Origin of the sequence: Rhizobium sp. SG570, from assembly GCF_012275345.1 — a bacterium.
Classification (GTDB): Bacteria; Pseudomonadota; Alphaproteobacteria; order Rhizobiales; family Rhizobiaceae; genus Rhizobium; species Rhizobium lusitanum.
This window is the reverse complement of sequence record NZ_JAAZQI010000018.1, coordinates 23,654-46,602: the sequence shown is the minus strand read 5'-3', so window position 1 is coordinate 46,602 and position 22,949 is coordinate 23,654. Positions and strand designations below refer to the sequence as shown.

Here is a 22,949-nt window from a genome sequence, read left to right as displayed (position 1 = left end):
CGAGCGTCGGCCGACGAACCACAAGCACGCCACCAGATGAATGATTTTTCAGTGTAGACGCGGGCGGAACGAATGGCGTCGCGCCCATATAGCCATGAGCGGACCTGCTCAAAATAGCGAATTCCACCAGAGCCAGGACCGATTACCTTGAAAATCGTAGCTCGGTCGGCGTTCTTCCCCTGTACTTCTTCATGGTGGCGGCCAAATGGCTTTGATCCGAAAATCCGGCCATGTAGGCGACTTCGGTAATCGCGAACTCACTATCGACAAGCAGTTTTTCCGCAAAATCCAAGCGCAGGTTAATCAGGTAGCGATGCGGCGGCACTCCAAACGTCTTGGCGAACCTCACTATGAAGTGATTCGGTGAAATTCCCGCTACCGACGCGAGCTCGGCGATATGTACCTTTTGCGTAAGATGTTCCATGAGGTATTCTTGAACACGTCGAGCGCTATGGGCGGAGAGCCCGCCCTTGGGTGACGCAGACTGCTTCTTGCGGCTTGTATAAGTGCGAAGCAGATGAATACCGAACAGCGTCACCAACGAGTCCAGATAGAGCTCATTCGGACGTGCTTTCTCAGTCAGCTCGCCGGAGACCCTCTGGGCTATATTGAGCGCCCAGAGATCGACCGTACCGAAAGCAGGCGGCTCAAGCTCTACATCGGCGAGATCGAACTCATGAAGAGCTAACTCGGACAGCACTTCGGGAGGTATAGCTACGACGAGATTTTTTCTGGTCGCCAACCAGGAGAGGCTACTATCGACGCCCGCAGGATTAATGGCGATACAGCCGACCGGCGCATCGTACTCCGTAATTTTGTCGCTACCGAGCGAGGCTCTCAACTTGCGCGCGGGCGCCAGCACAATTCCTACAGAATGCTCCTTGGCCAGGAACTTCTGCGATCCGGGGCTGCGAATGGAGTGTATCACGCTCCCTCGCATGGTGGCCTTTCTCGGACCTGCGCTTTCCGGAATTATATCGAAGACATATCGTTCCGCCAGCCCACGATCAACATCACCGTAAGCGCCTCGCTCCCGAGGCTCTTGCGTATCTCTCATTCTGTATCGCCCCGCCCGAACGAAATCATCTATGCACGAACCAGCAGGCAGGACTCCAAGCGTTGCTTGACGTCCCTTCTTTTCCCAACCCCACTTGCCGCACAGCGCCGCCAAAAATCAGCTGAACGCGCGGAGTTTAGATAGGACAGAACAGTTAATTGTGAAGGCGGAAATGTGTGTGAAGCAAAAGAAAGAATCGGTTGTTTGCACCTTTCGTCGATAGTGCCTGGACGTGGTGCCAGCCGGCCGATCGCTCTCCAGATTGAGATCGAGCTTCCTATCTCACCGCAAGAGCCTCTGGTTACAGATCACCGCGACGGTCCTCATAGAGATCCCATGCCAGGTCCGCCAAGGCCAAAAGAACATCTTTCTGATTCCACCCGGCCGCAACCGCTGCTTGGATAATTTTATCGACGAGAGGCCGCAATTGGCGCTGGCACTCGGTCGAGATGTCGGCAGCGGCTTCATCCGCCGGAGGTTCACCGAAGTTGAACTTCACCATCAATGCTCCCACGCAATCAATATGTCGGTTACCATATTCACTACACAAGATAAATAAAGCAAGAAACGTAGAATCCTTGAAGGGTGGCTCCAGATCACCGCAGTTCTATGCTTCACCGCAGCAACGTGGGTCAGGGCCGCCTTAAAGTATGACTTAACGCTTCATGGGGTGGCTTGTTTTAAGTACTGTTATGATAGCATTTTTGCTGAACGTTCTACGAATCAACAAAACGGCCTTGATCCCGATCACATCACACTTGTCTAGGTTGTTTTCGGCGTGCCTGCGCTGAACGCACGCGAAAGCGACCGGCATGAATGACGAGCAGGCGCGACCAAGAGCCTGCGGCTTCCCTTCCGGACGGATCTTTATGATTGTTACGACCTATGAGGGCCGCCTTGGGAGAGCCTGACGCGTCCAAGGGGCCTTAATACTGCGCCAATCCACATTGCTGCAAAGAGGCTGTCGCTGCGGCTCTGTCCCGAAAGTCCGATACCACGGTTGCGCCCGCGCTTGCGAGGATTTCCGCCTTTGAGCCTGTTCCTACGCCGAGGAAGTGCAACCCCAGGGCCGCGGCAGTCTTCAGGTCCCAAATTCCGTCACCGATCGAGACAACCCGGCCTGGGGTGAAGGCGTAATGTATTCGAGCTGCTTCGATCGCCTGCACGACCAGTTCTTCCCGTGTCACATATTCGGAAGCGGTCACGAGCAAATCATCCGCAAACTTGACACCGATCGCGGTCAGTTTTCTTCGTGACATTTTGCGCAGCCCACCTGTCGCGAAGGCAACAGCCCAACCCGCATTTCTCAGATGTTCGACAAAGGCGGCCGCACCAGCAATTTCGGCAATGATCCGCCCCCGGCCAATCTCTTCGAATTCGCTTTCCAACCGAATATGGAACTGGGCGCGCTCCTCCAGCGATGGCCGCCTGCCGTAAGCAGAGGACCACGCTTCTTCGAAGATGGCTGTATCGGTATGATGCGTGTAGCTCGCCCAATCCCGGTTGAGTGAAGGGAAGGAAAAGCCTTCCATGACCGAGAGGAACGCCGTCTGGTGAAGGGGGACGCTGTCGGAAAGAGTGCCATCGATATCGAATACGGCCAGCGGGCGATTGGTCATGACGTCTTTCCGGGAGCGAAATTCATTCGAGAAGATGTGACGACCATATCGCTTTGATCTTACCGAATATTCAAGCGCGAGGCTGAAAGCGCGCCTGGATCTATGCGAAGGCGCACTTTCATCAGAACGGCATCGGCGATGCGGAGCATCATCGTAAGCGTAGACGATTACTCGGGCTCGTCTGCCGGAAGCCTATGCCGCTTTCGTTGTCAACTTTCGATCACCAATCCCTTGGCCTTCAAAACGGCTTCGAGATTGCTGACTTCCACCACTGACTTTCCGGCCTTGTATGCCGCGATGTAGCCCGCTTTCACGTCGACGAACGGCGGCGCACCAGGGCTTGGCGAACGATGCAGCAATCCGAAAACAGGCGCGATCACCGTTTGGCCAGCCTTGTCGCCTTCGGGCTAGACGGCATCCGTTACGACAGATGGCTGAACAGGCTGTTATCGCGCAACACCCGGATTGTCCGCAGCGGCTGCCCGCCTGGAAATGCTGTTCGAGATTCGCACCGTCGTCCCGTCCTGGCTCACCACCAGCTCGGAAATTCGCGACCGACCGACGAATTCGATCAGCGTTTTGATCTTTTGCAGATCCATGATCTCTCCACCATACACGGCGTTCGAACTGCCTCCCCGCGCCAGGCTGGAAGCGAGCGCAAGGCACGGCCGGCCAGTCGAAGCGATCAGGATAGTTACACAACGCCCCGCATGATGGGGGCAAACAAAGTTTCAATGGAGCGTCATCTCCGGCTAAGGACCGGCGGTACAGCCGGCAGCCGGCAATGCGAAGATTTCGGCAATGCAGCCAACCCGCTGAACAAACAAAAACCCGCGCCGGAAGGGCGCGGGATGCTGAAGATAGCATCGAGCCTAACGGCGCGAACCGAAGGGGCGGAGCGTCATGTGGCGGTTGACGTCCTTGTAGAGCAGGTAGCGGAACGGGCCGGGGCCTCCGGCATAGCAAGCCTGCGGGCAGAAGGCGCGCAGCCACATGAAGTCGCCGGCTTCCACTTCCACCCAGTCCTGGTTCAGGCGATAGACGGCCTTGCCTTCCAGCACGTAGAGGCCGTGCTCCATGACATGGGTTTCCGCGAAGGGAATGACGGCACCGGGCTGGAGGGTGACGATCGTTACATGCATATCGTGGCGGAGATCGGAAGGATCTACGAAACGGGTCGTCGCCCAGCGCCCTTCCGTGCCGGGCATGGTGGACGGCGTGATATCCTTCTCGTCGAGGATAAGCAGTTCGGGATGATCCAGCCCTTCGACGGCCTCATAGGCCTTGCGGATCCAGTGGAAGCGGGCATGGGCGGTGCTGCGGTTGTGCAGCGACCACGTCAGGCCCGGCGGCAGGAAGGCATAACCGCCCGGCTGGAGAATGTGCTTGCCGGCCGGCAGCGTCAGTTCAACCTCGCCATCGACGACGAAGAGCACGCCTTCGGCTTCAGGATCCTGCTCCGGGCGGTCGCTACCGCCGCCCGGCGCCACTTCCATGACATATTGGGAAAAGGTTTCGGCGAAGCCGGAGAGCGGGCGGGCAATCACCCAACAGCGCGTGTCGTTCCAGAAGGGCAGGAAGCTGGTGACGATGTCCTGCATCACCCCCTTTGGGATGACCGCATAGGCCTCCGTGAATACAGCTCTTCCTGTCAGGAGATCACTTTGCGGCGGATGGCCGCCAAGGGAAGAGTAGTAGTTTCTTTGCATCGTCTGGGCCCTTCGTTCTCAGAGTTCCGGGAGGCTGCGGCATTCGCCTCCGCCTCCATATTAGATGGTGTCAAAGCCTTAACAAGGATATCCGGGGACACCTGCAAGCTTCCATGCACAAGACTACTCCGGATGTGGGACAATATCCTCCCATCGTTCCACCGGATCTTTCGTGCTGCCGCGCTCAATCAGGAACTGAAGGTGGTGAATCGCCGTACTTCGAAGTCGGCGGGAATATTTATCAAGATTCTCACAGGCGTCGAGGGCGGCGAATTCGTTTTCGCTAACCCGCCTTTTCAGAACATCGGATGGAAGGCGTATCGAAGTAGATCGCCTCCTGGGGGTTCGGTACAAAGCAAGCCTCGGGCTCAGCGCCAATTGACGCCGCTGCTCATCGTCGGTGCGGGAACATCCCCCGCCAGCCGCCCTGCCTTAAATCGCCTCCCTCGGATGCGGTGTATCTTCATAGGCGCCCCAGATCGATTGATCCAGATTGATGGTAGCGCCGGTCATCAGACCGGATTCCCCGGAAGACAGATAGGCGACGGCGCGAGCAACCTCGGCCGGCTCGACAAGCCGGCCGAATGGTTGATTGGCAGCCGCCTTCGCCAACCAGTCGTCGTCGGCGCCATGATACTCCCGTTGGATGCGGTCTTCACCATCGCTTGCCATCCAGCCGATATTGAGCGCATTGACCCTGATCCGGTTTCTCAACAGCGCGAAGGCAGTGTTGCGGGTCAGCGTGTCGAGCGCACCCTTGGACGAGCAATAGGCGCTGATGAAGGGCTGCCCGGCCATCGACGACATCGAGGAGATGTTGACGATCGTGCCCTCGATGCCATTGGCGATCATGTTCTTGATCGCGTCCTGCATCAGAAAGAACGGCGCACGCACATTGACTGCGAAGATCCGGTCGAACAGCTCCGGATCGGTATCGAGAATAGTGCCTCGATCGGTAATCGCCGCAACATTGACCAGGGCGTCGATCCGGCCGAACCGCTCGGCCGCTGTGTCTATGACCTTGCGGCAATCCTCAACCCGGCCGAGATCGGCTGCGACGAAGACGACCGGCGTGCCATATCGGTCACCGATCTCCCGTGCCTTGGCCTCGCCCTTGGCGGTGCTGCGGCCGCAGATCGTAATCCCCGCAGCGCCGCGCTCGGCAAAAAGACGTGCGACTTCCGCACCCAGCCCCTGCGTGCCACCGGTGACGACGGCAAATTTTCCATCCAGACGATTCATCGGACCCTCACGCCTCCCTGCGTGCCGCGTGAGCCGCGATCAGCTCCGCAAAGCGCCCAGCATCTACCTTGGCGTCGATCGCCTCGGCCATGATCTGAGCCTGCGTTTTCGGTGCAAGGCCTCCGACCGGCGGATCGCCGTCGAGATTGGTGGGGAAGGCATAGCCTTCGGCCGTCGATGCGATCACATTGGCCGCCTCGGCGCGGTTCAGCGCGCCTGCCTCAAGCGCGGCGAGCAACGCAGGATAGACTGTGACCGACATCCGGTTCCGATTGATGCTTTCCATTGCCCGTCCGAATGCCGATGACACCTGCAGGAGATTTGCCATGCGGTAGATGTCCTTTGAGACATTGTTGCCGGCGCCATGCATGACCGCTGGATTGAAGAAGACGGCATCGCCCTTCTGCAGCGGCAGCTGCACATGGTGCTCCGCGAAGTGCGCCTGGAACTCCGGACGGCCGAAGGCGATGTAGCCTTCGAAGAACGTCTGAGAATAGGGCAGAAACAGCGTCGGTCCGCTTTCGAGCGGCATGTCGCAATGCGCGACGGCTCCTTGCAGGGTGAGCAGAGGCGAAACGGCGTGGATATGTCCGGGATAGGCCTGCATCTGCTGGGGCGTCATGAAGCCGAGGTGGTAGTCGCGATGCGGCTTCTGCGCGGTGCCGCCTGGATTGACCCGGTTCATCTGCGCGGTCATCTGGTAGCCGGCGCCCAGCCAGGCTTCCGATACCATGGCGACGGCGGTGGAGGCATAGTAGCGGGCGAAATTCTCCGGATCCGCCAGGCAGTGCTTCTCAAGCGAGTTCCAAATGCGGTCATTGGCGCCGGGCTTGGCAAAGTGGTCGCCCGCGCCCTTGCCTTTCTCGCGCTCGTCGCGGACGATTGCATCGAACACGGCAGTGGCACGATCGACAACCGCACCGTCGGGCATGGCATTCTTGATGGCGATGATGCCGGGACCGGAGGTGAATGCTTCGACCCATTCAGCCATCAGCACGCGGCGATCATGTTCATCTCCTGCGGCGTTCCGGACCTTCTCGCCATCATAGATGAGGATGTTCTTCTCGATTCCGTCGGCAAAGGGCCAGTCTGCCGGGTCAGCAGTCTTTTCGACCAAAGTCCTGAAATGATCGAAGCTGCCGCAATCGGCCGAAAGCCAAACTTTCCGGCTGCGCCGGCTGGCGAGCGTCTGAGTGTCCATGGTGATCTCCTCCCGAAGTGGTGTTGGACTTATGCATTGATCGTAATATCCGCCCGGCCTATGAGAAAGGCAGAAAAGCCCTCAAAAACACCTCAAAGGGAAAACCGGTGACATCACGCTTTCCACTGAAGGATATCGCCTTGCAGGCCGGCCTCAGTCTGGCGACCGTCGACCGGGTGATGCATGAACGAGCGGGCGTTCGCGCCGTCACGCGAGCGCGGGTCGCGGCGGCAATTTCCGAACTGGAACGGCAGTATCTACAATCGGGCCTCGCCGGGCGGCGCTTCGTCATCGTTGTCGTGATGGACACGCCTCAGCGCTTTTCCACGGCGGTACGCGAAGCATTCGAGGCCGAGCTGCCCGGCATGCGTCCCGCTTCGTTTTCCGCACGATTTCACGTCGCCGAGACGATGAGCGAGCAGGAATTGCTGTCCATCCTGCACGCCATACGCCGGCGCGGGAGCCATGGTGTCGTCCTGAAGGCCGCTTCGACGCCGGCGATTGCCGAGCTTGCTGCTCAGCTCATGGCGGCAAAAATTCCGGTCGTCACGCTGGTGACCGATCTGCCGGCAAGCTCCCGGATTGGCTATGTCGGCATGGACAACCGGGTGGCGGGTGCGACGGCGGCCTATCTGCTCGGGCGCATGGCGGGAGGGCGGACGGGCAGGGTGCTGGTGACACTGTCGAGCAGGCTCTTTGCCGGCGAAGACGAGCGCGAACAGGGATTCCGCAATGTGCTCGCCGAACGATTTCCCTGGCTGTCCGTCGCGCGGATCTCCGAAGGTTTCGGCGTCGATCGCACGACAGAACTGCTCGTTCGCGATGCGCTGGAACAGGAACCGGACATTCGCGCAGTTTACTCGATCGGCGGCGGCAATCGCGCCATATTGAAAGCCTTCACCGAGGCCCGGCGCGAATGCACGGTCTTTGCGGCTCACGATCTCGATCAAGACAATATCAAGCTTCTGGCCGCTGGCGACATTGCCTTCGTGATTCATCACGATCTGCGGCACGACGCGCGCAGCGCTTGCCAGCTCGTGCTTGCCTATCACCGGATGCTGCCGGCCGATTTCCAGGTGGCGCAGTCGCGGGTTGCGATCGCAACGCCCTTTGATCCCTCGCACTGACACGCAGATTGACGAAGACACAATGACTTCGTTAGCTGATCGGCACGGGAAAGAAAGAGCGCGCGGATTGGCGAGGTGTTGGTTCGATTTCTGCAACTGTCATTTCGTGCGCGGGTTGCCTCTGCGCGATGCGCGTTCGCCACGACTATCGACGCCCTTAACGGCAGCTCAAAGACGCAGACGAAGCGGTGTGCCCAACGTGACCAATTTGCCATCGATACAAATAAGCAAGCATGTGCAGAAACGCCGCAGCATATCCCTCAACGCGGGCGGCGGATCGCTCGCACTTTACCGCTGCCGCCGCCACCGGCGAAAAAGAGGTCGCCGCCGTTGGATTCGAGGCCAGAGACGCCGGTGCCCTCAGGCATTTCCAGCCGTTCCAGCACTTCGCCCGTCATCGGATCGATGCGGCGAACGTCGCTTTCGCCGCCGTCCCAGGTGCCGTGCCACAACTCGCCATCGACCCATGTGACACCCGTAACGATACGGTTGGATTCGATGGTGCGCCTGATAGCACCGGTTTCGGGGTCGATTTCGTGGATCTTGCGGCCGCGGTGCTGGCCCACCCACAGGCTTCCCTCGCACCAGGCGAGACCCGAATCGCCGCCGTTGCCGGGCGCGGGAATGGTGGAGAGCACCTTTCCGCTCTCGGGATCGATTTTGTGAATCCGGTCCTCGGCGATCTGGTAGAGATAGCGCCCGTCGAAAGCGGTGCCCGCATGCGAGGCGACGTCGATCGAGCGCACCTGCGCTCCGCTTTCTGGGTCCAGGGCGTGCAGCTTTTCGCCAGAGGCGAACCAGACATGCCGGCCGTCGAAGGTAACGCCGTTTACGCGGGGCGCATTCTCGAAGGGGCCATATTCGCGAATGACCTCAGCTTGAGACTTTTTCATTGTATCCATCCTCCGGTCAGCATCTGTTGAATTCGGCAGCTCCAACCCTAGTCGCTCGGCAGTGGTCCCGGGAGTAACAATGTTGTCGGGAAGCCGACGACCGGCGGCATCATCCAGCGACAAGCGCGGCCATTGCCGATGCTTTGCACCCGCCCGGTGGCCGCCAGTGCATCGAGCGCCCGCTGCACCGTGCGCGGACTTGTGGCCAGCGCGATCGCCAGCGCCGAACTCGACCAGGATTCGCCGTCGGCGAGCAGCGCCAGCAGAGAGGCGTGCTCCGCCTCGACAGGTGGCGCCAGCACAACGATATCGCGTTTTCCATGCGGCGTCAGCGCAAAGCCGTGCGTCGTCGCGCCAATATCGGCAAAAGGTTCCAACGCAGTGCGCAGCCTGCCGATCTCGACCCTGAGCCGTGCCCGGTGGGATTCGTCGGCATGGCGGGCGTGGAAAGCGCGGGAAAGCAGCACGGCGCGCGACGCGTCCGCGGGAGCAGCCTCGGCAAGCACCCGCGCCAGTGTAAACAGCACCGGCCGACTCGCCAAAGACACGACTTCACCGCCGCTGCGCACGACATTGCGGCAGGCGTCGACGACCAGCGCTCCGGAGGACAGCAGAGCCTCCACCTCGCCGAGCGAAAGCAGGCGCTCCCTGCCGTGTACGATCAGCCGGGCCGCCGGTGCGTCGAGAACGCGCGCGGCGTCGCGCACTTCGATCGTGAGCGCGGGAATGCCGGCCTTGCGTGCTGCCTCCGCCGCTCGCGCCAGGGCACCACGGGCCTGCTCGGTACGAAGGCGGCGGATGGCGATACCGGCAACCGCAAGCTCATGGCTTGCCCTTGCGGCCGGCGGTAGCGGCGAGGGATCAAGTTTCGCGAGCATCCGTTCGGCCTCGTCGAGATGACCGATAAGCAGCAGGCGTCGTATCTGCAGGTTGCGGGCATGAGCGGCATTGATGCGGTCGCCATGCTTGTCGAGGACGGCCCGCGCCGTCTCCAGCGTCTTTTCCGGCCAACCGAGATCTCGCGAAACGAGGGCAATCTCCGCCTCGGCTACGACGCAACGGGCGCGGGCCACCGCCTCGCGGGGGCCGAAGGCGCGCGCAGCGCTCTTCAGCAACGTCTTGGCGCGGACTAGGTCGCCGAGCTGCGCCATGGCAATGCCGCGAAGCGCCAGCGCCGGTGCATCGTCGCGCAGCGCCACGCGTTTCATCGCGCCCAGCGGATCGCCTGACGCAAGCGCCTGTGCGGCGGCGATGATCAGCGAGTCCATCGAAATCCCGTCACACTTGTAACTCCCACCCGTCCTGCTTCCAGCCGTAAGTTATTCCCCATCGGCCGGCAAGATGCCGCGCCGGATAGACAAACCTAGCAGACACAGGAGATCAACCATGACGATGCACAGGACAGGAACGCGCAAGGAGTGGCTTTCGGCGCGGCTTTCCCTGCTGGAAGAGGAAAAGGAGCTGACGAGGCGCAGCGATGAAATTGCCGCGAGCCGCCAGCAGCTGCCCTGGGTAAGGGTGGAAAAGGACTATCGGCTCGAAACCGGGGATGGCACGGTTCCGCTCTCGGCGCTCTTCAAGGGGCGCTCCCAGCTTCTCGTCTATCACTTCATGTTCGGACCAGACTACACGGCCGGCTGCCCATCCTGCTCGTCGATCGCCGATGGCTTCAACGGCTTTGCCGTGCATCTTGAAAACCATGACGTCGCCTTTTCCGCGGTATCCCGGGCGCCGCTTGCGAAACTGCAGGAATTCAAACGCCGCATGGGCTGGACCTTCGACTGGGCCTCGTCGGCCAACAGCGACTTCAACCACGATTTCAACGTCTGGTTCACGCCGGAGGAGCAGCGTGACGGCAACATCGAATACAACTACCGCCGCGAGCCGCCGATGCCCGAGCCGCTGGCGGGCAAGACGGTGCAGCAATGGGAGTTGCGAGGTAGCGAAGGCCCGGTCGCGCAGATCGCCTCGATGACAGGAACGGATGTCGCGACTTACACGCGCGACCGGCCGGGTGTCAGCGCCTTCGCGATGCAGGATGGCAAGATCTATCACACCTATTCGTCCTATGCCCGCGGACTAGACGGCCTCTGGGGCATGTATCAGTGGCTCGACCGGGCGCCGCTCGGCCGCAACGAAACCGGTGTCTGGTGGCGTCATCACGACCGCTATGGAGCCTAGCCGATGTCCAGATTGTCTGAAATCCACGAAAGGGCCGGCGCGCGTGCCGCCGGCCTGCTGCAATATGCGGGCATCGGTCGCTGGCTTCAGCTGGCCGCCGCGCCAACCTTCGTCGCCATGGCGCTGCTGACTGCCCGCGATGGCGCTGCCGACATGATCTGCTCGGCGCAAGGCGGCTCGCTGTTTGGCGGAATGGCGCCGATGTATCTCCTGATGAGCCTGTTCCATGCCGGAGCCTGGCTGAGGCTTTTTGCAGGAGAAGAGAGCGCGCGCGGCCCTTGAGCGATCCTCTGCCTTGCTGCTCGAGCCAATCAATCCGACTATCGGAACATGGTCACCGCAGCGGAATCCAGAGCGGGCTCTTCCAGGCCTTCAACGCATCGAGAAAGACTTGCAGCTTCGATGGCAGGAAGCGCCGCGTCTGGTAAACCGCGTGCACGAAGATTTCGGGCGAGGACCAATCCGGCAGGAGGTGGATGAGTTCGCCGCGTTCGATCCGGTCGTCACAATAATTCGAAGGCAACAGGCCTACGCCGTGGCCCTTGTAGGTAAATGCGCTTACCGACTGGAAATCGCGGCTCGCGATCGGTCCCGAAACCTGCACCTTCGCCGATTTTCGGCCGTTGACCAGATGCCATTCGGTTTCATTGTTGCGGCCATTCAACAAGACGCATTGATGCTCCCGCAAATCCTCGGGTTTGGTGGGTAGGGCACGACCCTGCAGATAGGTCGGCGTCGCGACCACATAACGGACGCTCTTGCCGACGCGCTGCGCTATGATCGTCGAATCCTGCAATTCTCCGAAACGGATGGCGAGATCGACATTCTCGGCGATCAGATCGAGAAACGTATTGGTGATGAAGAGATCGACCTGGATGCGCGGATAGTTTTTCAGAAACGCAGAAATGAAATCGTAGAAGGGTTCCTGCCCCAGGACCACCGGCACGGAAATCCGAAGCAGTCCCTCCGGCTTTCTCTGTGCGTGAATGAGCACCCGCTCGGCATCATAGAGGTGGTTGAGCGGCTCGCTGCACTGACTGAAATAGGCGCGTCCCTGCGCGGTGAGGTTCAATTTGCGTGTCGTGCGCTGGAGGAGCGTCACACCCAGCTGCTCTTCGAGCGCTGTTACCCTGCGGCTCACCGTCGAGACCGGCATGCCGAGCGCATGGGCGGCCCGGCTGAAGCTCTCGAGCTGCGCTACTTTCACGAAAACAGCGATGTCATTCAGATCAGTCATCTTCTGATTTTTGCATATATGGAAAATTGATTCCAGATATTTCCATCTAATCGTATAAAGTCCAAGTGGGCATATTTCTCCCACGAGAGCAAACCAACCACCTCATCCTCTCTCGATCGGTCCGGCCCTCCGGGCCGATGCATGGCGGTGAGGTCACTTCGTGAAATGGAGAACGACAATGCAAACAGAAAAAACAGTAGTGATTACCGGTGCTTCGCAGGGCATTGGTGCCGGCCTTGCCAATGCCTTCCTCGACCGAGGCTATAATGTTGTCGCGACATCGCGGCGCGTCAGTCAAACCAACGAGATCAAAGCCTCCGACAGGCTGGCCCGCGTCGACGGCGACATCGCCGATCCCGCCACGGCCGAGCGCGTCGTCGAGACCGCGCTCGCCCGCTTCGGGACGATCGACGCTCTGGTCAACAATGCCGGGATTTTCTTCACCAAGCCGTTCATCGACTACACCCTGGAAGATTACCGCAAACTATCCTCGACGAATCTGGAGGGTTTTCTGCATCTGACCCAACTGGTCGTGCGCCAGATGTTGATGCAGAAGACCGGCGGCAGTATCGTCAGCATCACCACGCCTCTGGTTGATCACCCGATCGCCGGCGTCAACGCTTCCGTCGCGATGGCCACCAAGGGCGGTATCGAGGCACTCTCCAAGAACATCGCCCTCGAATACGCAAAGGAAGGAATTCGTGTGAACACGGTAGCGCCCGGCGTCGTCGACACGCCGCTTCACAAGGACAATCCAAGGGATTTCCTTAACACGCTGTCGCCGATGCACAGCATTTCCAGCGTCCAGGAGATCGCCGACGCCGTCCTCTTCCTGACCGAGGCTCCGCGTATAACCGGGGAGGTGCTGCACGTCGACGGCGGCGCACATTTGGGAAAATGGTAAGCGCTGGCAAAGCGCCGGCCGCTGGCACAGAACAGCGGCTGAAGGATCTTGGTATCGCGCTTCCTCCGCCTCCCACGCCGTTCGGCGCCTATGTGGAGGCGGTGAAGATTGGAAAGCTGCTATTCCTGAGCGGAATGCTCCCGGTCGTTGACCGCAAGCCGCAATATGTTGGACGCGTTGGCGGCGAACTATCCGCAGAGGACGGACGCAAGGCGGCCGAGATCGCCACCTTGAGCGCGCTTGCCGCCATCAAGGAATATCTTGGTTCATTCGACAAGGTGGCAGGCATCGCCAAGCTCGGCGTCTATATTGCGACGGAAGGCGATTTCCGGGATCATCCGAAAGTGGCCGATGGCGCATCCGAGCTCCTCCTCAAGGTCTTCGGCACGGAGATGCTGTCGGGCCGGATCGTCCTCGGAGTGGCCAGCCTGCCCCTCGGCATGCCGGTTGAAGTCGAACTCGTGCTCGAGCTCGCAGAGTGAAACACCGCGCCCCGGTCCGGTCGGGGCGCTTCACATCCGTCCGCGCCACGCCCCCTGTGGTTGCTTCCTGCAGGGGGAAAGCTCGCGGGACGATGATGGAACAAGCTGTGGTGACTTCGGCGTCCAACCCGCCCGCTTCCCAGGCTCGCCGCGCGCCAAGCTGAACCCTGTCGCTCTGCGGCATGCTTGATGCGATTTGACGTTACGGTTTAGGGGCGATTGATTCATACGAAATACGGTGAGCGAATACCAATTAAGGCTTATAGTAGTATATCCACAGATTACATACATTTATCAAATATTTCTCTATTAATACTTATAATATTCGAGCATATATTATGTTTATACATTTTGTTTCTGCGTGATGCATTTGCGCATCTACTACCTATTGATATGAAGAAATTACAAAGCATGACCGAAATATTGGATTTCGGCACGTGCATTTCCTTCTCTATCGTATGCGCGGGGGGCCGTCGGCTTCCAATCAAGGGGGAACAGCCGGATCAATGAACGTAGCGGGTGGTCGTCAGCGTCGTTCCGATCAGGCAAAGCGATTGGAGAAACTAATGAATATCAAGAGCCTTCTTCTCGGCTCCGCTGCTTCACTGGCAGTAGTTTCCGGCGCTCATGCGGCCGACGCTGTCGTCGCTGCTGAGCCGGAGCAGCTTGAGTACGTCCGTATCTGCGATGCTTACGGCGCCGGCTACTTCTTCATCCCGGGCACCGAAACCTGCCTCAAGATTGGCGGCAAGGTTCGTACCGAAGGTCAGTGGTACAGCGCGTATGATCCGAACGCCCGTTTCGGTACGCTCTGGCACACCCGCGCTGAGCTGCAGCTGCAGACCGCGACGGACACCGAATACGGTCCGCTGAAGACCAACACCGAGCTGCGTTGGGACTGGGACGACGGCGGCTCGACGTTCACCAACCTGCTGCATGCCAGCATCAGCCTCGGTGGCTTCACCGTTGGTAAGGAAGACTCGCAGTTCAACGTCTTCACCGGTTATGCCGGCGACGTCATCAACGACGACGTGGTTTATGACGGCCCGTACGAGTTGAACCAGATCACCTACAACTACGATGCAGGCAACGGCTTCACGGCCGTGATCTCGGTCGAAGACAGCAACTCTGGCCCGTTTGCTACCGGCGCTAACGGCGAAGACAGCTCCGACCATTACGCTCCCGACGTTGTTGCCGGTGCCGGCTTCAAGTCTGGCGCATGGGGCTTCAAGGTTGTTGGCGGCTACGACTCGATCGTCGAAGAAGGCGCCATCAAGGCTCGTGTCGATGCTGACTTCGGTGTCTTCTCGGCCTTCTTGATGGGTGGCTGGAACACCGACGGCGACAAGCTCAACAAGTATGCCGGCACCAATACCGGGACCGCTTGCCCTGCTGGTCGTCCGGCGCTGTGCGGCTGGGGCGACTGGGCACTTTGGGGCGGCGTTGGCGTTCCGATCAACGAAAAGCTGAAGTGGAACCTCCAGCTCGCCTACACCGACTCGAAGATCTTCGCAGCGACCACGAACATCAAGTGGTACCCGGTCAGGAACCTGCTCATCGAGCCGGAGCTCTCCTACACCAGCTGGGATTCGATCAATCAGGACCAGTGGGCCGGCATTCTCCGCTTTGAGCGCAGTTTCTAATCCAATCTGATCTGAAATAGGCCTCCGATCAGAAAAGAGAGGAAGGCTCGGTTCCGACCGAGCCTTCTTTCCGTCCAGGAAAGCTTGAGTCTGGGCCTAATCCCTCCGCTGACCTAGGGGCCTGGTATTGCTCTAGTCGGAAATTTGTTCGAACCTGATGTGCTGCGCTCCTTCCCAAAGCACCAGACGACCCAATTCAGCAAGCTTGTCGAGGTTGGAAGTCACCGTGATGAAGTGATTGCCGGCGAGCTGGCCCATTTTCGACGAGAAATCGACGCCGCCATAGGCAAGCAGGATTTCGGTTTCGCTGATGCCGCCCGGATAGAGGATGATATGCCCCGGTGCCGGATGGCTCGTATGGTTTTCGTATCCAACGCCGAAGTCGAGATCGCCGAGAGGAATCCAGACGCCCTCGCCCGACCAGCGGACATGGACGATCTGGCCCTCGAACGGCATCTGCTTGAGGAAGGCCTCGCAGGTCTTGGGCGCTTTCGCGGTTTCAAGCACGGCATCGAATTCGAAAGGACCGGCAGTAATCTTCAATTTCATCGGAATTCTTTCTTTGAGTTGGAAATGTCGCTTATCGGCCCGGAAAGCATCGGACGCGGTTGCTTCCTCAGTGCTGCAGGATCTTTCCGAGGAAAGCTTCGGTTCTCGGATTGTGCTTGCCGGCGAAGAATTCTTCGCTCGGGCGATCCTCGACGATCTCGCCCTGGTCGATGAAGATCACGCGGGTGGCGACACGGCGGGCAAAGCCCATTTCATGGGTGACGACCATCATGGTCATACCGTCTTTCGCAAGCCCGGTCATGACATCGAGTACTTCCGAGATCATCTCCGGATCGAGCGCCGAAGTCGGCTCGTCGAAGAGCATCGCCAGGGGATCCATGGCAAGCGCCCGCGCAATCGCCACGCGCTGCTGCTGGCCGCCGGAAAGCTGGCTCGGATATTTATTGGCATGGTCGGCAAGCTCGACGCGATCGAGAAGCTGCATCGCTTTCGTTTTCGCAATCGTCTCGCTGCGCCCGAGCACGATCTTCTGCGCCAGCATGAGATTGTCGATGATGGTCAGGTGCGCGAAGAGCTCGAAATTCTGGAAGACCATGCCGATGCGCGTGCGCAGGTTCGGCAGATCCGTCTTCGGATCTCCCACCTCGATCCCGTGGACGCGAATGGAGCCCTTCTGGAAAGGCTCCAGACCGTTCACGCATTTGATCAGCGTCGACTTGCCGGAACCGGACGGGCCGCAAACCACGACGACCTCGCCACGATCGACCTTGACGGTGCAGTTCTTCAGGACTTCGTAGTTGCCGTAGAATTTGGAGACGCCACTGATTTCGATCATGAGCAACCTTTCGCGAAACGAGTGATGGAAAACGGTTGCAGCGCTCTGCCGCTCTCCCGGCCAAGGACGAGCTGTGCCGTCAGCTGGCCGACGATCGGGCCAAGCGTGTAGCCGTTCGATGTGACAGCGCTGAAGTAGCCGGGCCGCGACGGATGCTCGCCGAGGATCGGCGCGCCGTCGATATTGATGTTCATCGCCGCCCAACTGCGGATGACATGAAGCTTGCGCAGCGCCGGGACCACATGCTGGGCAACCCAAAGATTGCCCTCAAGGCTCGAAAGCAGCGGCCTTGGATGCTGATGCACCGGATCGAGACCGGCCGTCCAGCCGCCGCCGATGATGAAGTTGCCGTTCGCCGCCTGCTTCAGGGTCAGGTGGCGATCGGCATGGGCGACGAGGCAGGAGATCAGGGGTGCTGCTGCCTCCGTCACCACCATCTGCAGCGGTGCGCCGAAGACGGGAATATCGAGACCAAGCATCGATCCGATGCGCGACGAGAAGGCGCCGGCTGCATTGACGATGCGTTTTGCCCTGATGACGCCGCGCGACGTGGCGACATCGAAGCCGGCCGGACTTGGCACGATGCCGATGACTTCACATCGGTCGAAGATGCGGGCACCTTTCGCCCGCGCTGCTTCGAGGATGTGCTGTGTGGCGACCAGCGGATTGATCTTGCCTTCCTGCGCGCAATAGGCGGCGCCGACAAAGTCCGGCGACAGGGCCGGTTCCAGCGCCCGCAATTCTTCTTGGCCAATCAGCCGGCAATCAATGCCGGCCCGCTGCTCGACACCGACTTTCTCGGCAAGGAAGCGCATATGCGCCTCGGACTCGGCGACCATCAACCCGCCCGTCACCTTCATCTCGAAATCGCAACCGAGTTCATCCTGCAGGGCGGCCCAAAGGGCGATGGAATCGCGCTGCAAGGGCAGCGTCTGCGCGGCCGCGCTACCGCCGCCTTCGGCGCGAGCGCCGTGATCGAAAGACAGAAGCTGCGCATGAAGGCTGCCGGCATTGCCGCCCGAGGCCAGCGAGTTCGGAAAGGCGCGCTCCAATACCGTGACCTCCTCGCCTTCACGGGCGAGAAAGAGGGCCGTCGACAGCCCGGCAATTCCCGCGCCGATCACCAGTGTCGACGTTTGCGACAACGGCAGCGGTTCGCGGCTTTCCAGTGGAGGTCTCTCCGGCAGCAGCGCCCGCTTATGGCCGCCCCATTCCGGCTTTTCAACTGCGAGTGCTGCGAGCGGCACCGGCCGCAATGGCATTTGCGGCGCCAGAAAGCCGCGCGTTTCGCCGGATGCGCGGGTTTCTCCGGCGACGACGGCAATCGCGTGCCCACAATAGCGGCTCTGGCAGCGCCCCATCCCGGCACGGGATAACCGCTTCAGCGTCGCAATATCCTTGGCGCTGTGCTCGCCAAGCGCCCGCAGCGTGCCATAGGTCACACCTTCGCAGCGACAGATGACGGTGTGATCAGGCGGCGCATTGCCTGCCGCCGGACGAGCCGGTTTGAAAGCTGTCCAGAGCGCGGCTTGAAAAGCCCTGTGCCGCGCAAGCCTGCATTCAGCCTCGGTATCGGCAGCGACGTCAAAACCCAGCTTTCGCGCCACGGCGATCCCGGCGAGCCGACCTTGCGCCAGAGCGATATGCGCGCCGCCGAAACGAGCGGCCTCCCCGACCACATGCACATGCGGAAGCGTCGTCTCGCCATCGTCCTTGCGGATGACGGCAAGGTTTCCATCGATGACTTCATGGCCGCAACCGAGCAGCCGGGAAAGCTCGTTCGATGAAGCGAAATCGCCGCCGATGAGAACGGTATCTGCCTCAAGCCTCGCTTCACCATTCGGTCCAGTGATGGTGATCGCTTCGACACCGGCCGTCCCCTCTATCGCCGCAAGGCTGCTTTCCCACAGAATCGGAATGCCGGCGGCGTGCAAGGCTGCTAGCTGCCGAACACCACCCAGTGCAAGCGCCCTGTCAGCCGCAAGAAGCTTAAGCGCCGCCAGCGGCTGCTTCCACGGCGCAGGAGCGGATTCCACCAGAGCGACCACGGAGCCACCCGCCTTGCGGATCTCGTTGGCGACCTGGATGTTGAGTGGCCCGTTGCCGGCAATGACGATCCGACCGGCGGGCACCGTGCCATAGCTTCTGAGCAGCGTCTGCGCTGCGCCTGCCGTCATGACGCCGGGCCGTGTCCAACCGGGAACGGCAGCCGGCCGTTCGTAGGCGCCCGTCGCGATGACGATCATTCGCGGTTTGCAGTAGAAAGCGCCTTGGGGACCGTAGCAGGCGATCCTTGCGCCGCTCTCGTCATTCTCCGCACCCCAGACGACCGTACTGGCCAGCGTCGATACGCCGGCAGCTTGCACGCGATTGATCAGGTCGGCTCCCGATCGTGCCTGCTCGTCGCCGGCAAGGCGCAATGTCGCCTTCGATGTCGAGGGTTGCTTGAAATATTGCCCGCCGGCGATGGCGCGCTCGTCGACAAGCGTCACGCTCGCCCCGGCCACTGAAGCGACTTCGGCAACGGCAAGGCCCGCCGGTCCCGCGCCGATAACCAACACATCCATCTCGGTGCAGGCGATCGACGCCGGCACGTCGCAGAGGTCGGCAAAATCATCTGCCGCGAGCGCCGGCCTCGAGGACGGCCGGTCGACCCGCATGCCTTCCTTGACCGATGTCATGCAGGCGCGCTGGCTGACCTTGCCGTCGACAGTGACGAGGCAATCGTGACACGCGCCCATGCCGCAGAAAAGACCCCGCGCCTCGCCTTTGAGGCCGCGGGAAAAATCATGCCGCCCGCCCGCCTCGATTGCCGCGGCAATCGTCATCCCGCTTTCGGCATACAGAGCCGCGCCGTCGAGGAAGAACTCGACGCGCGTTTCCGATCCGGATTGCGAGATTGCAAGGGAGGCGGACATTGCTCGATCCTCAGGCGCCAAATATCAGACCGAAGTCCGAAACCAGCTTCTTCATGGCCTCATCCTGTGCGGGCGGCAAAGGCAGGCGCGGCGGCCGTGGTGTTCCGGCGGCAAAGCCCATATGCGTCAGCAGCGACTTCGAACCCGCAACATAGGCCTGCCCGCCCACGGCTTGGATGATCGGCAGCCACTTCAGGTAAAGAGCGCGCGCCTCATCGATCTTCTTCTCATCCGCAACGAGCTCGAAAATGCGAGCCATCGGTCCCGGCGCGACGTTCGATGCAACTGCCACCCAGCCCTCAGCCCCCATCACGAAGGATTCGAAACCGAGGATACCACCGAAGACGGTCATATCCTCACCCGCCAGACGGATGATGTCACGCACTCGCGTTACTTCGAGGGTCGATTCCTTGATATAGTCGCAACCTCTAATCTCGGCTATGCGCTTCACCAGCTCCGGCTTCAAATCGACATTGGCTGTCGCCGGGTTGTTGTAGACCATGATCGGAATGGAAATTGCAGAAGCAACCGTGCGGTAGTGATGAACGAGTTCGTCATCCGTCGGCGTGGAATAGAAGGGCGGAATGATCATGACGCCGTCCGCGCCCATGGTTTCCGCCTTTTGGCTCAGACGAACACATTCGCGCGTGTCTTCCGCACCGGTCCCGATCAATACCGGAACGCGGCCGGCGACGGTTTCGATCACCGTCCTTGCGACCCCGTCGCGTTCCTCTTCGCTCAGCGACAGGAACTCGCCGGTCGAGCCGAGCGGGATGAGACCATGTATGCCCTCGCGCACCTGCCAATCGGTGAAGGTGGCGAGCGCCTTAAGGTCCACGGCGCCATTCGCGTCCAGCGGCGTGATCATCACGGTATAGACACCGCGAAACTTCCTAGTCATGTCAGATATCCTGGTTCTAGCGCTTCTCAGTGATGGAAAGCCGCGAGTTGGTGGCTTGACCGAAACGCTTCTCGATATGGTTCTGGAAGAAATCCCAGAGCGTGGTCAGAAGGAGGTAGTAGATGGCCGCCACCGCGAAGAGCTCCAGCACCATGAAACGTTCCTGGATGAGAACCTGGGTTCGCCTCAGAAGCTCCTCCATGGAGATGACCGACGTCACGGAGGTCGTCTTCAGCAGGCCGTTGACGGAGTTTCCAAGCGGCGGAATGATGACCTTGAAGGCTTGCGGCATGACGATGTGGCGCATGATCTGCCGTTCCGTCATCCCGAGTGCTCGCGCGGCCCGGGCCTGCCCTTCCGGAACCGCCTCGATGCCGGCGCGGATGATTTCCGCAAGGTAGGCGGCTTCGTTGAGCGCAAGCCCGATCAAGGCCGCCTCCACCACGGTGAAGCGAATGCCGAACTGCGGCAGCGCCGTGTAGATTGCGATGAGCTGGACGAGCAGCGGCGTGCCGCGAAACAGCCAGATATAGGTCTTGGCGAGGATCTTGGCCGACCGGAAGGGTGATCGCCGCATCAGGGCAAGGGCAAATCCAAGGATAAGACCCGCCGTCAGCGACACGACGGTCAGCCATATGGTCGTGAAGACCCCGCCGATAATGAAGGGATTAAACAGGTATCCGAAGAAACCCGACCAGCTCCAAAGCGTCATGAACGTAGCTTTCTGCTCAAGGCGAGCGCGACAGACCCGCGCATCGCCATTCCGATGGACCGATCAAGCCGATCAGCGGCCAGGGCCCTTCACGGAATAATCACCGGACACCATAGGCAATCCGTACTTGTCGAACAGCGCCTTCAACGATCCGTCGGCCTTCATTGCCTTGAGCGTCGCCGATACGGCATCGGCAAGGGCCGGGCTCTTGAAGGCGACGGCGACCGGCGCGGGATAGAGGCCGCTGAGAGCGCGCTTGAAGTCGCCCCGCGCATCATATTCCTTGGCGACGGCATCAATCGATACGACGCCGTCGACCTGCCCGGCACGCAGAGCCTGATAAGCAAGCGCGAAATTGTCGAAGGTCTGGATCGTCAAGCCCTGCTTGCCGGCATCGCGCAATTCCTTGTCGAGCAAACGCGTCTTGGTTTCCTCGAAGCCGCCGATTTCGACGCCGATCGTCATGCCGGCAAGGTCGTCCTTGCTGGCAACCTTCTTGGTGGAATTCGGCGCGATCGACACGCTGATCGCCTGGTCTTCATAGGGGATCATCTGCATGATCTTGGCGCGCTCTTCGGTGAAGAAGATGCCGGTGTTGATCATGTCCCAGCGGCCGGCTTGCAGGCCAGGCACCATCGCGGAGAACTCGATGCGGATATATTCCGGCTGAAGGCAGAGGCGCTTGGCGATCTCGGTGCCGAGTTCGATGCGCATGCCCTTCAGGTCGCCGCTGGAGTCGATGAACTGCAAGGGCGGCAGCGTCGGATTGGTCGACATGACGAGCTTGCCCGGCGTGATCAACTCGCCGGCTGCAACCTTCGGCGTGCAGGATTGGGCAAAAGCGAGCGATGTCGTCAGAGCTAGGAATGAGGCGGCAAGAACGCCGCGGGACAATTGAATTCGGAACATGATGACCTCTGGAGTTGTTTTTATTGGTGTCCCAAAGTTGCATTCATCTGGGATCCCACTTTTATACAAAATTTAGCCGCCGATGCAAGTGCTGTCGCGAAAGCTGTCAGTAATTTGTGAGAACGCCTTGTCGGACCGCATCGAGATGACGGGCCATTGCCTGCCGCGCCGCCTCGGGATCGCCCGCCGACAAAGCCGTGAGGATTGCCCGATGCTCGGCCATGCCGGGCTTTGCCCGGATCACTGCCATCTGCCTTTCGAAGATCGTTGTATAGCGCCGCATCTCGCCGATCGTGGCGGCCATGAAGGAATTGCCGCTCTCATTGGCGATGGACATATGCAGAGCATCATCAAACTGCCAGACGAGTTCCTGGTCCGGGTCCGGATCGGCTTCGATTGCATCGAGCATTGCGGAAAGCGACGTCAACGCCTCCACGGGCATATGAGGGGCGGCGGCCGCCGCCGCGCTCGGCTCCAGCAGCATTCGCATGGACAGACTGTCGAGATAGTCCTTCAGCGTGATGACCCGGACGCAAAGCACCCCCTTGTCGTTGCGGACCAGCAGCCCCTCCCCCTCGAGGCGGCCGAGCGCGTGCCGCATCGGCGAGCGCGATACCGCGTGCTTGGTGGCAAGCCGCCTTTGCTGCACCACCGATCCGCCGGCGAGCCGGGCCGAAAGAATATCGGCTAGAAGCAGGCGATAGGTCTCCTCCGCAAGGCTTTCATCTTCCGCGTCGTTCAAGCGATCGTCCATGAGACCCCTTTTTCGTTGTTTGCGAGTTGGGCTATCATATGTAACACCAGCCGACTGGAAGAAAGTGCGTCGTTGCACGGTCGCGCCCTCAACACGCGAAATGAGGTAAAGGTGA

Annotated in this window: 24 protein-coding genes and 1 pseudogene; 7 read left to right on the top strand and 18 right to left on the bottom strand. The window is 60.3% G+C overall.

Going from position 1 to position 22,949, the window contains the following annotated elements; translation table 11 throughout:
- Positions 1 to 142: 142 nt before the first annotated feature.
- From FHT28_RS28395 to FHT28_RS28385, 3 genes are all read right to left on the bottom strand, one after another.
- A complete protein-coding gene (locus tag FHT28_RS28395; protein WP_047552493.1) occupies positions 143 to 1,057 on the bottom strand; it encodes an AraC family transcriptional regulator in 915 nt (304 codons plus the stop codon).
- A 301-nt stretch (positions 1,058 to 1,358) separates the two neighbouring features.
- Positions 1,359 to 1,559 carry a hypothetical protein gene (locus tag FHT28_RS28390; protein ID WP_168598022.1) on the bottom strand — a complete coding sequence of 67 codons (201 nt, stop codon included), beginning with the start codon at positions 1,557 to 1,559 and terminating at the stop codon, positions 1,359 to 1,361.
- A 424-nt stretch (positions 1,560 to 1,983) separates the two neighbouring features.
- A complete protein-coding gene (locus tag FHT28_RS28385; RefSeq protein ID WP_348645034.1) occupies positions 1,984 to 2,646 on the bottom strand; it encodes an HAD family hydrolase in 663 nt (220 codons plus the stop codon).
- On the opposite strand from FHT28_RS28385, the gene FHT28_RS36910 reads away from it, so the two are divergent.
- Positions 2,611 to 2,733 carry a hypothetical protein gene (locus FHT28_RS36910; RefSeq protein WP_348645035.1) on the top strand — a complete coding sequence of 41 codons (123 nt, stop codon included), beginning with the start codon at positions 2,611 to 2,613 and terminating at the stop codon, positions 2,731 to 2,733. The genes FHT28_RS28385 and FHT28_RS36910 overlap by 36 nt on opposite strands.
- 152 nt (positions 2,734 to 2,885) lie before the next feature.
- Here the strand turns inward: FHT28_RS36910 and FHT28_RS28380 are convergent.
- The 5 genes and pseudogenes from FHT28_RS28380 to FHT28_RS28360 all read right to left on the bottom strand — a co-directional run.
- Positions 2,886 to 2,993, bottom strand: a pseudogene (locus tag FHT28_RS28380) (S-adenosylmethionine--2-demethylmenaquinone methyltransferase); the annotation flags it as partial.
- Positions 2,994 to 3,122: 129 nt separating this feature from the next.
- Positions 3,123 to 3,275 (bottom strand): hypothetical protein, encoded by a 153-nt coding sequence (locus tag FHT28_RS28375; protein ID WP_168597996.1) that lies wholly within the window; start codon positions 3,273 to 3,275, stop codon positions 3,123 to 3,125.
- A 273-nt stretch (positions 3,276 to 3,548) separates the two neighbouring features.
- Positions 3,549 to 4,385 (bottom strand): bifunctional allantoicase/(S)-ureidoglycine aminohydrolase, encoded by an 837-nt coding sequence (locus FHT28_RS28370; RefSeq protein WP_168598020.1) that lies wholly within the window; start codon positions 4,383 to 4,385, stop codon positions 3,549 to 3,551.
- 432 nt (positions 4,386 to 4,817) lie between these two features.
- On the bottom strand, positions 4,818 to 5,627 hold the full coding sequence (locus tag FHT28_RS28365; protein WP_168598019.1) for an SDR family oxidoreductase: 810 nt from the start codon (positions 5,625 to 5,627) through the stop codon (positions 4,818 to 4,820).
- A 7-nt stretch (positions 5,628 to 5,634) separates the two neighbouring features.
- A complete protein-coding gene (locus FHT28_RS28360) occupies positions 5,635 to 6,828 on the bottom strand; it encodes a phytanoyl-CoA dioxygenase family protein (RefSeq protein WP_168598018.1) in 1,194 nt (397 codons plus the stop codon).
- 107 nt (positions 6,829 to 6,935) lie between these two features.
- Here FHT28_RS28360 and FHT28_RS28355 point away from each other — a divergent pair, with 107 nt between their 5' ends.
- Complete coding sequence (locus tag FHT28_RS28355; RefSeq protein WP_168598017.1) at positions 6,936 to 7,955, top strand: substrate-binding domain-containing protein; 1,020 nt, start codon at positions 6,936 to 6,938, stop codon at positions 7,953 to 7,955.
- A 260-nt stretch (positions 7,956 to 8,215) separates the two neighbouring features.
- Here the strand turns inward: FHT28_RS28355 and FHT28_RS28350 are convergent, their stop codons facing one another.
- The gene (locus tag FHT28_RS28350; protein ID WP_168598016.1) at positions 8,216 to 8,848 is read right to left on the bottom strand and encodes a PQQ-binding-like beta-propeller repeat protein; all 633 of its coding nucleotides are present in this window, start codon (positions 8,846 to 8,848) and stop codon (positions 8,216 to 8,218) included.
- A 47-nt stretch (positions 8,849 to 8,895) separates the two neighbouring features.
- Positions 8,896 to 10,116: a helix-turn-helix domain-containing protein gene (locus FHT28_RS28345; RefSeq protein ID WP_168598015.1), complete on the bottom strand. Its 1,221-nt coding sequence runs from the start codon at positions 10,114 to 10,116 to the stop codon at positions 8,896 to 8,898.
- 118 nt (positions 10,117 to 10,234) lie between these two features.
- Here FHT28_RS28345 and FHT28_RS28340 point away from each other — a divergent pair, with 118 nt between their 5' ends.
- Together FHT28_RS28340 and FHT28_RS28335 are read left to right on the top strand one after the other, a co-directional pair.
- Positions 10,235 to 11,029, top strand: coding sequence for a thioredoxin family protein (locus tag FHT28_RS28340; RefSeq protein WP_168598014.1), 795 nt, complete (start codon positions 10,235 to 10,237; stop codon positions 11,027 to 11,029).
- Between the two features lie 3 nt (positions 11,030 to 11,032).
- On the top strand, positions 11,033 to 11,311 hold the full coding sequence (locus tag FHT28_RS28335; RefSeq protein WP_168598013.1) for a hypothetical protein: 279 nt from the start codon (positions 11,033 to 11,035) through the stop codon (positions 11,309 to 11,311).
- Positions 11,312 to 11,363: 52 nt separating this feature from the next.
- Here FHT28_RS28335 and FHT28_RS28330 read toward each other — a convergent pair whose 3' ends face one another.
- Complete coding sequence (locus tag FHT28_RS28330) at positions 11,364 to 12,266, bottom strand: LysR family transcriptional regulator (protein ID WP_168598012.1); 903 nt, start codon at positions 12,264 to 12,266, stop codon at positions 11,364 to 11,366.
- A 178-nt stretch (positions 12,267 to 12,444) separates the two neighbouring features.
- Here FHT28_RS28330 and FHT28_RS28325 point away from each other — a divergent pair, with 178 nt between their 5' ends.
- The 3 genes from FHT28_RS28325 (at position 12,445) to FHT28_RS28315 (ending at position 15,295) form a co-directional block, all read left to right on the top strand.
- Entirely contained in the window at positions 12,445 to 13,170 is a 726-nt protein-coding gene (locus FHT28_RS28325) for an SDR family NAD(P)-dependent oxidoreductase (protein ID WP_168598011.1), read from the top strand.
- Positions 13,164 to 13,652, top strand: coding sequence for a RidA family protein (locus FHT28_RS28320; protein ID WP_168598010.1), 489 nt, complete (start codon positions 13,164 to 13,166; stop codon positions 13,650 to 13,652). The genes FHT28_RS28325 and FHT28_RS28320 overlap by 7 nt, the downstream gene beginning before the upstream one ends.
- A 566-nt stretch (positions 13,653 to 14,218) precedes the next feature.
- Positions 14,219 to 15,295: a porin gene (locus FHT28_RS28315; protein ID WP_168598009.1), complete on the top strand. Its 1,077-nt coding sequence runs from the start codon at positions 14,219 to 14,221 to the stop codon at positions 15,293 to 15,295.
- A gap of 132 nt (positions 15,296 to 15,427) precedes the next feature.
- Here FHT28_RS28315 and FHT28_RS28310 read toward each other — a convergent pair whose 3' ends face one another.
- The 7 genes from FHT28_RS28310 to FHT28_RS28280 form a co-directional block, all read right to left on the bottom strand.
- Entirely contained in the window at positions 15,428 to 15,844 is a 417-nt protein-coding gene (locus tag FHT28_RS28310) for a DUF3830 family protein (RefSeq protein ID WP_092577310.1), read from the bottom strand.
- A 67-nt stretch (positions 15,845 to 15,911) separates the two neighbouring features.
- The gene (locus tag FHT28_RS28305; RefSeq protein WP_092577313.1) at positions 15,912 to 16,640 is read right to left on the bottom strand and encodes an amino acid ABC transporter ATP-binding protein; all 729 of its coding nucleotides are present in this window, start codon (positions 16,638 to 16,640) and stop codon (positions 15,912 to 15,914) included.
- Positions 16,637 to 19,558 carry an FAD-dependent oxidoreductase gene (locus tag FHT28_RS28300; protein WP_168598008.1) on the bottom strand — a complete coding sequence of 974 codons (2,922 nt, stop codon included), beginning with the start codon at positions 19,556 to 19,558 and terminating at the stop codon, positions 16,637 to 16,639. Before FHT28_RS28300 ends, FHT28_RS28305 begins: the two co-directional genes overlap by 4 nt.
- Positions 19,559 to 19,568: 10 nt before the next feature.
- Positions 19,569 to 20,459 carry a 4-hydroxy-tetrahydrodipicolinate synthase gene (gene dapA, locus FHT28_RS28295; RefSeq protein WP_168598007.1) on the bottom strand — a complete coding sequence of 297 codons (891 nt, stop codon included), beginning with the start codon at positions 20,457 to 20,459 and terminating at the stop codon, positions 19,569 to 19,571.
- 16 nt (positions 20,460 to 20,475) lie between these two features.
- Entirely contained in the window at positions 20,476 to 21,171 is a 696-nt protein-coding gene (locus tag FHT28_RS28290; RefSeq protein ID WP_168598006.1) for an amino acid ABC transporter permease, read from the bottom strand.
- 72 nt (positions 21,172 to 21,243) lie between these two features.
- A complete protein-coding gene (locus FHT28_RS28285) occupies positions 21,244 to 22,080 on the bottom strand; it encodes an ABC transporter substrate-binding protein (RefSeq protein WP_168598005.1) in 837 nt (278 codons plus the stop codon).
- 106 nt (positions 22,081 to 22,186) lie between these two features.
- Positions 22,187 to 22,834, bottom strand: coding sequence for a GntR family transcriptional regulator (locus FHT28_RS28280; RefSeq protein ID WP_037196991.1), 648 nt, complete (start codon positions 22,832 to 22,834; stop codon positions 22,187 to 22,189).
- Between the last annotated feature and the right edge of the window lie 115 nt (positions 22,835 to 22,949).

Bases quoted from the DNA above. Each gene is read 5' to 3' on its own strand.
- FHT28_RS28365 (WP_168598019.1), bottom strand. From the start codon at position 5,627: ATGAATCGTCTGGATGGAAAATTTGCCGTCGTCACCGGTGGCACGCAG.
- FHT28_RS28285 (WP_168598005.1), bottom strand. From the start codon at position 22,080: ATGTTCCGAATTCAATTGTCCCGCGGCGTTCTTGCCGCCTCATTCCTA.
- FHT28_RS28350 (WP_168598016.1), bottom strand. From the start codon at position 8,848: ATGAAAAAGTCTCAAGCTGAGGTCATTCGCGAATATGGCCCCTTCGAG.
- FHT28_RS28305 (WP_092577313.1), bottom strand. From the start codon at position 16,640: ATGATCGAAATCAGTGGCGTCTCCAAATTCTACGGCAACTACGAAGTC.
- FHT28_RS28390 (WP_168598022.1), bottom strand. From the start codon at position 1,559: ATGGTGAAGTTCAACTTCGGTGAACCTCCGGCGGATGAAGCCGCTGCC.
- FHT28_RS28280 (WP_037196991.1), bottom strand. From the start codon at position 22,834: ATGGACGATCGCTTGAACGACGCGGAAGATGAAAGCCTTGCGGAGGAG.
- FHT28_RS28345 (WP_168598015.1), bottom strand. From the start codon at position 10,116: ATGGACTCGCTGATCATCGCCGCCGCACAGGCGCTTGCGTCAGGCGAT.
- FHT28_RS28320 (WP_168598010.1), top strand. From the start codon at position 13,164: ATGGTAAGCGCTGGCAAAGCGCCGGCCGCTGGCACAGAACAGCGGCTG.
- FHT28_RS28340 (WP_168598014.1), top strand. From the start codon at position 10,235: ATGACGATGCACAGGACAGGAACGCGCAAGGAGTGGCTTTCGGCGCGG.
- FHT28_RS28375 (WP_168597996.1), bottom strand. From the start codon at position 3,275: ATGGATCTGCAAAAGATCAAAACGCTGATCGAATTCGTCGGTCGGTCG.
- FHT28_RS28310 (WP_092577310.1), bottom strand. From the start codon at position 15,844: ATGAAATTGAAGATTACTGCCGGTCCTTTCGAATTCGATGCCGTGCTT.
- FHT28_RS28325 (WP_168598011.1), top strand. From the start codon at position 12,445: ATGCAAACAGAAAAAACAGTAGTGATTACCGGTGCTTCGCAGGGCATT.
- FHT28_RS28315 (WP_168598009.1), top strand. From the start codon at position 14,219: ATGAATATCAAGAGCCTTCTTCTCGGCTCCGCTGCTTCACTGGCAGTA.
- FHT28_RS28330 (WP_168598012.1), bottom strand. From the start codon at position 12,266: ATGACTGATCTGAATGACATCGCTGTTTTCGTGAAAGTAGCGCAGCTC.
- dapA (WP_168598007.1), bottom strand. From the start codon at position 20,459: ATGACTAGGAAGTTTCGCGGTGTCTATACCGTGATGATCACGCCGCTG.
- FHT28_RS28290 (WP_168598006.1), bottom strand. From the start codon at position 21,171: ATGACGCTTTGGAGCTGGTCGGGTTTCTTCGGATACCTGTTTAATCCC.
- FHT28_RS28370 (WP_168598020.1), bottom strand. From the start codon at position 4,385: ATGCAAAGAAACTACTACTCTTCCCTTGGCGGCCATCCGCCGCAAAGT.
- FHT28_RS28395 (WP_047552493.1), bottom strand. From the start codon at position 1,057: ATGAGAGATACGCAAGAGCCTCGGGAGCGAGGCGCTTACGGTGATGTT.
- FHT28_RS28335 (WP_168598013.1), top strand. From the start codon at position 11,033: ATGTCCAGATTGTCTGAAATCCACGAAAGGGCCGGCGCGCGTGCCGCC.
- FHT28_RS28300 (WP_168598008.1), bottom strand. From the start codon at position 19,558: ATGTCCGCCTCCCTTGCAATCTCGCAATCCGGATCGGAAACGCGCGTC.
- FHT28_RS28360 (WP_168598018.1), bottom strand. From the start codon at position 6,828: ATGGACACTCAGACGCTCGCCAGCCGGCGCAGCCGGAAAGTTTGGCTT.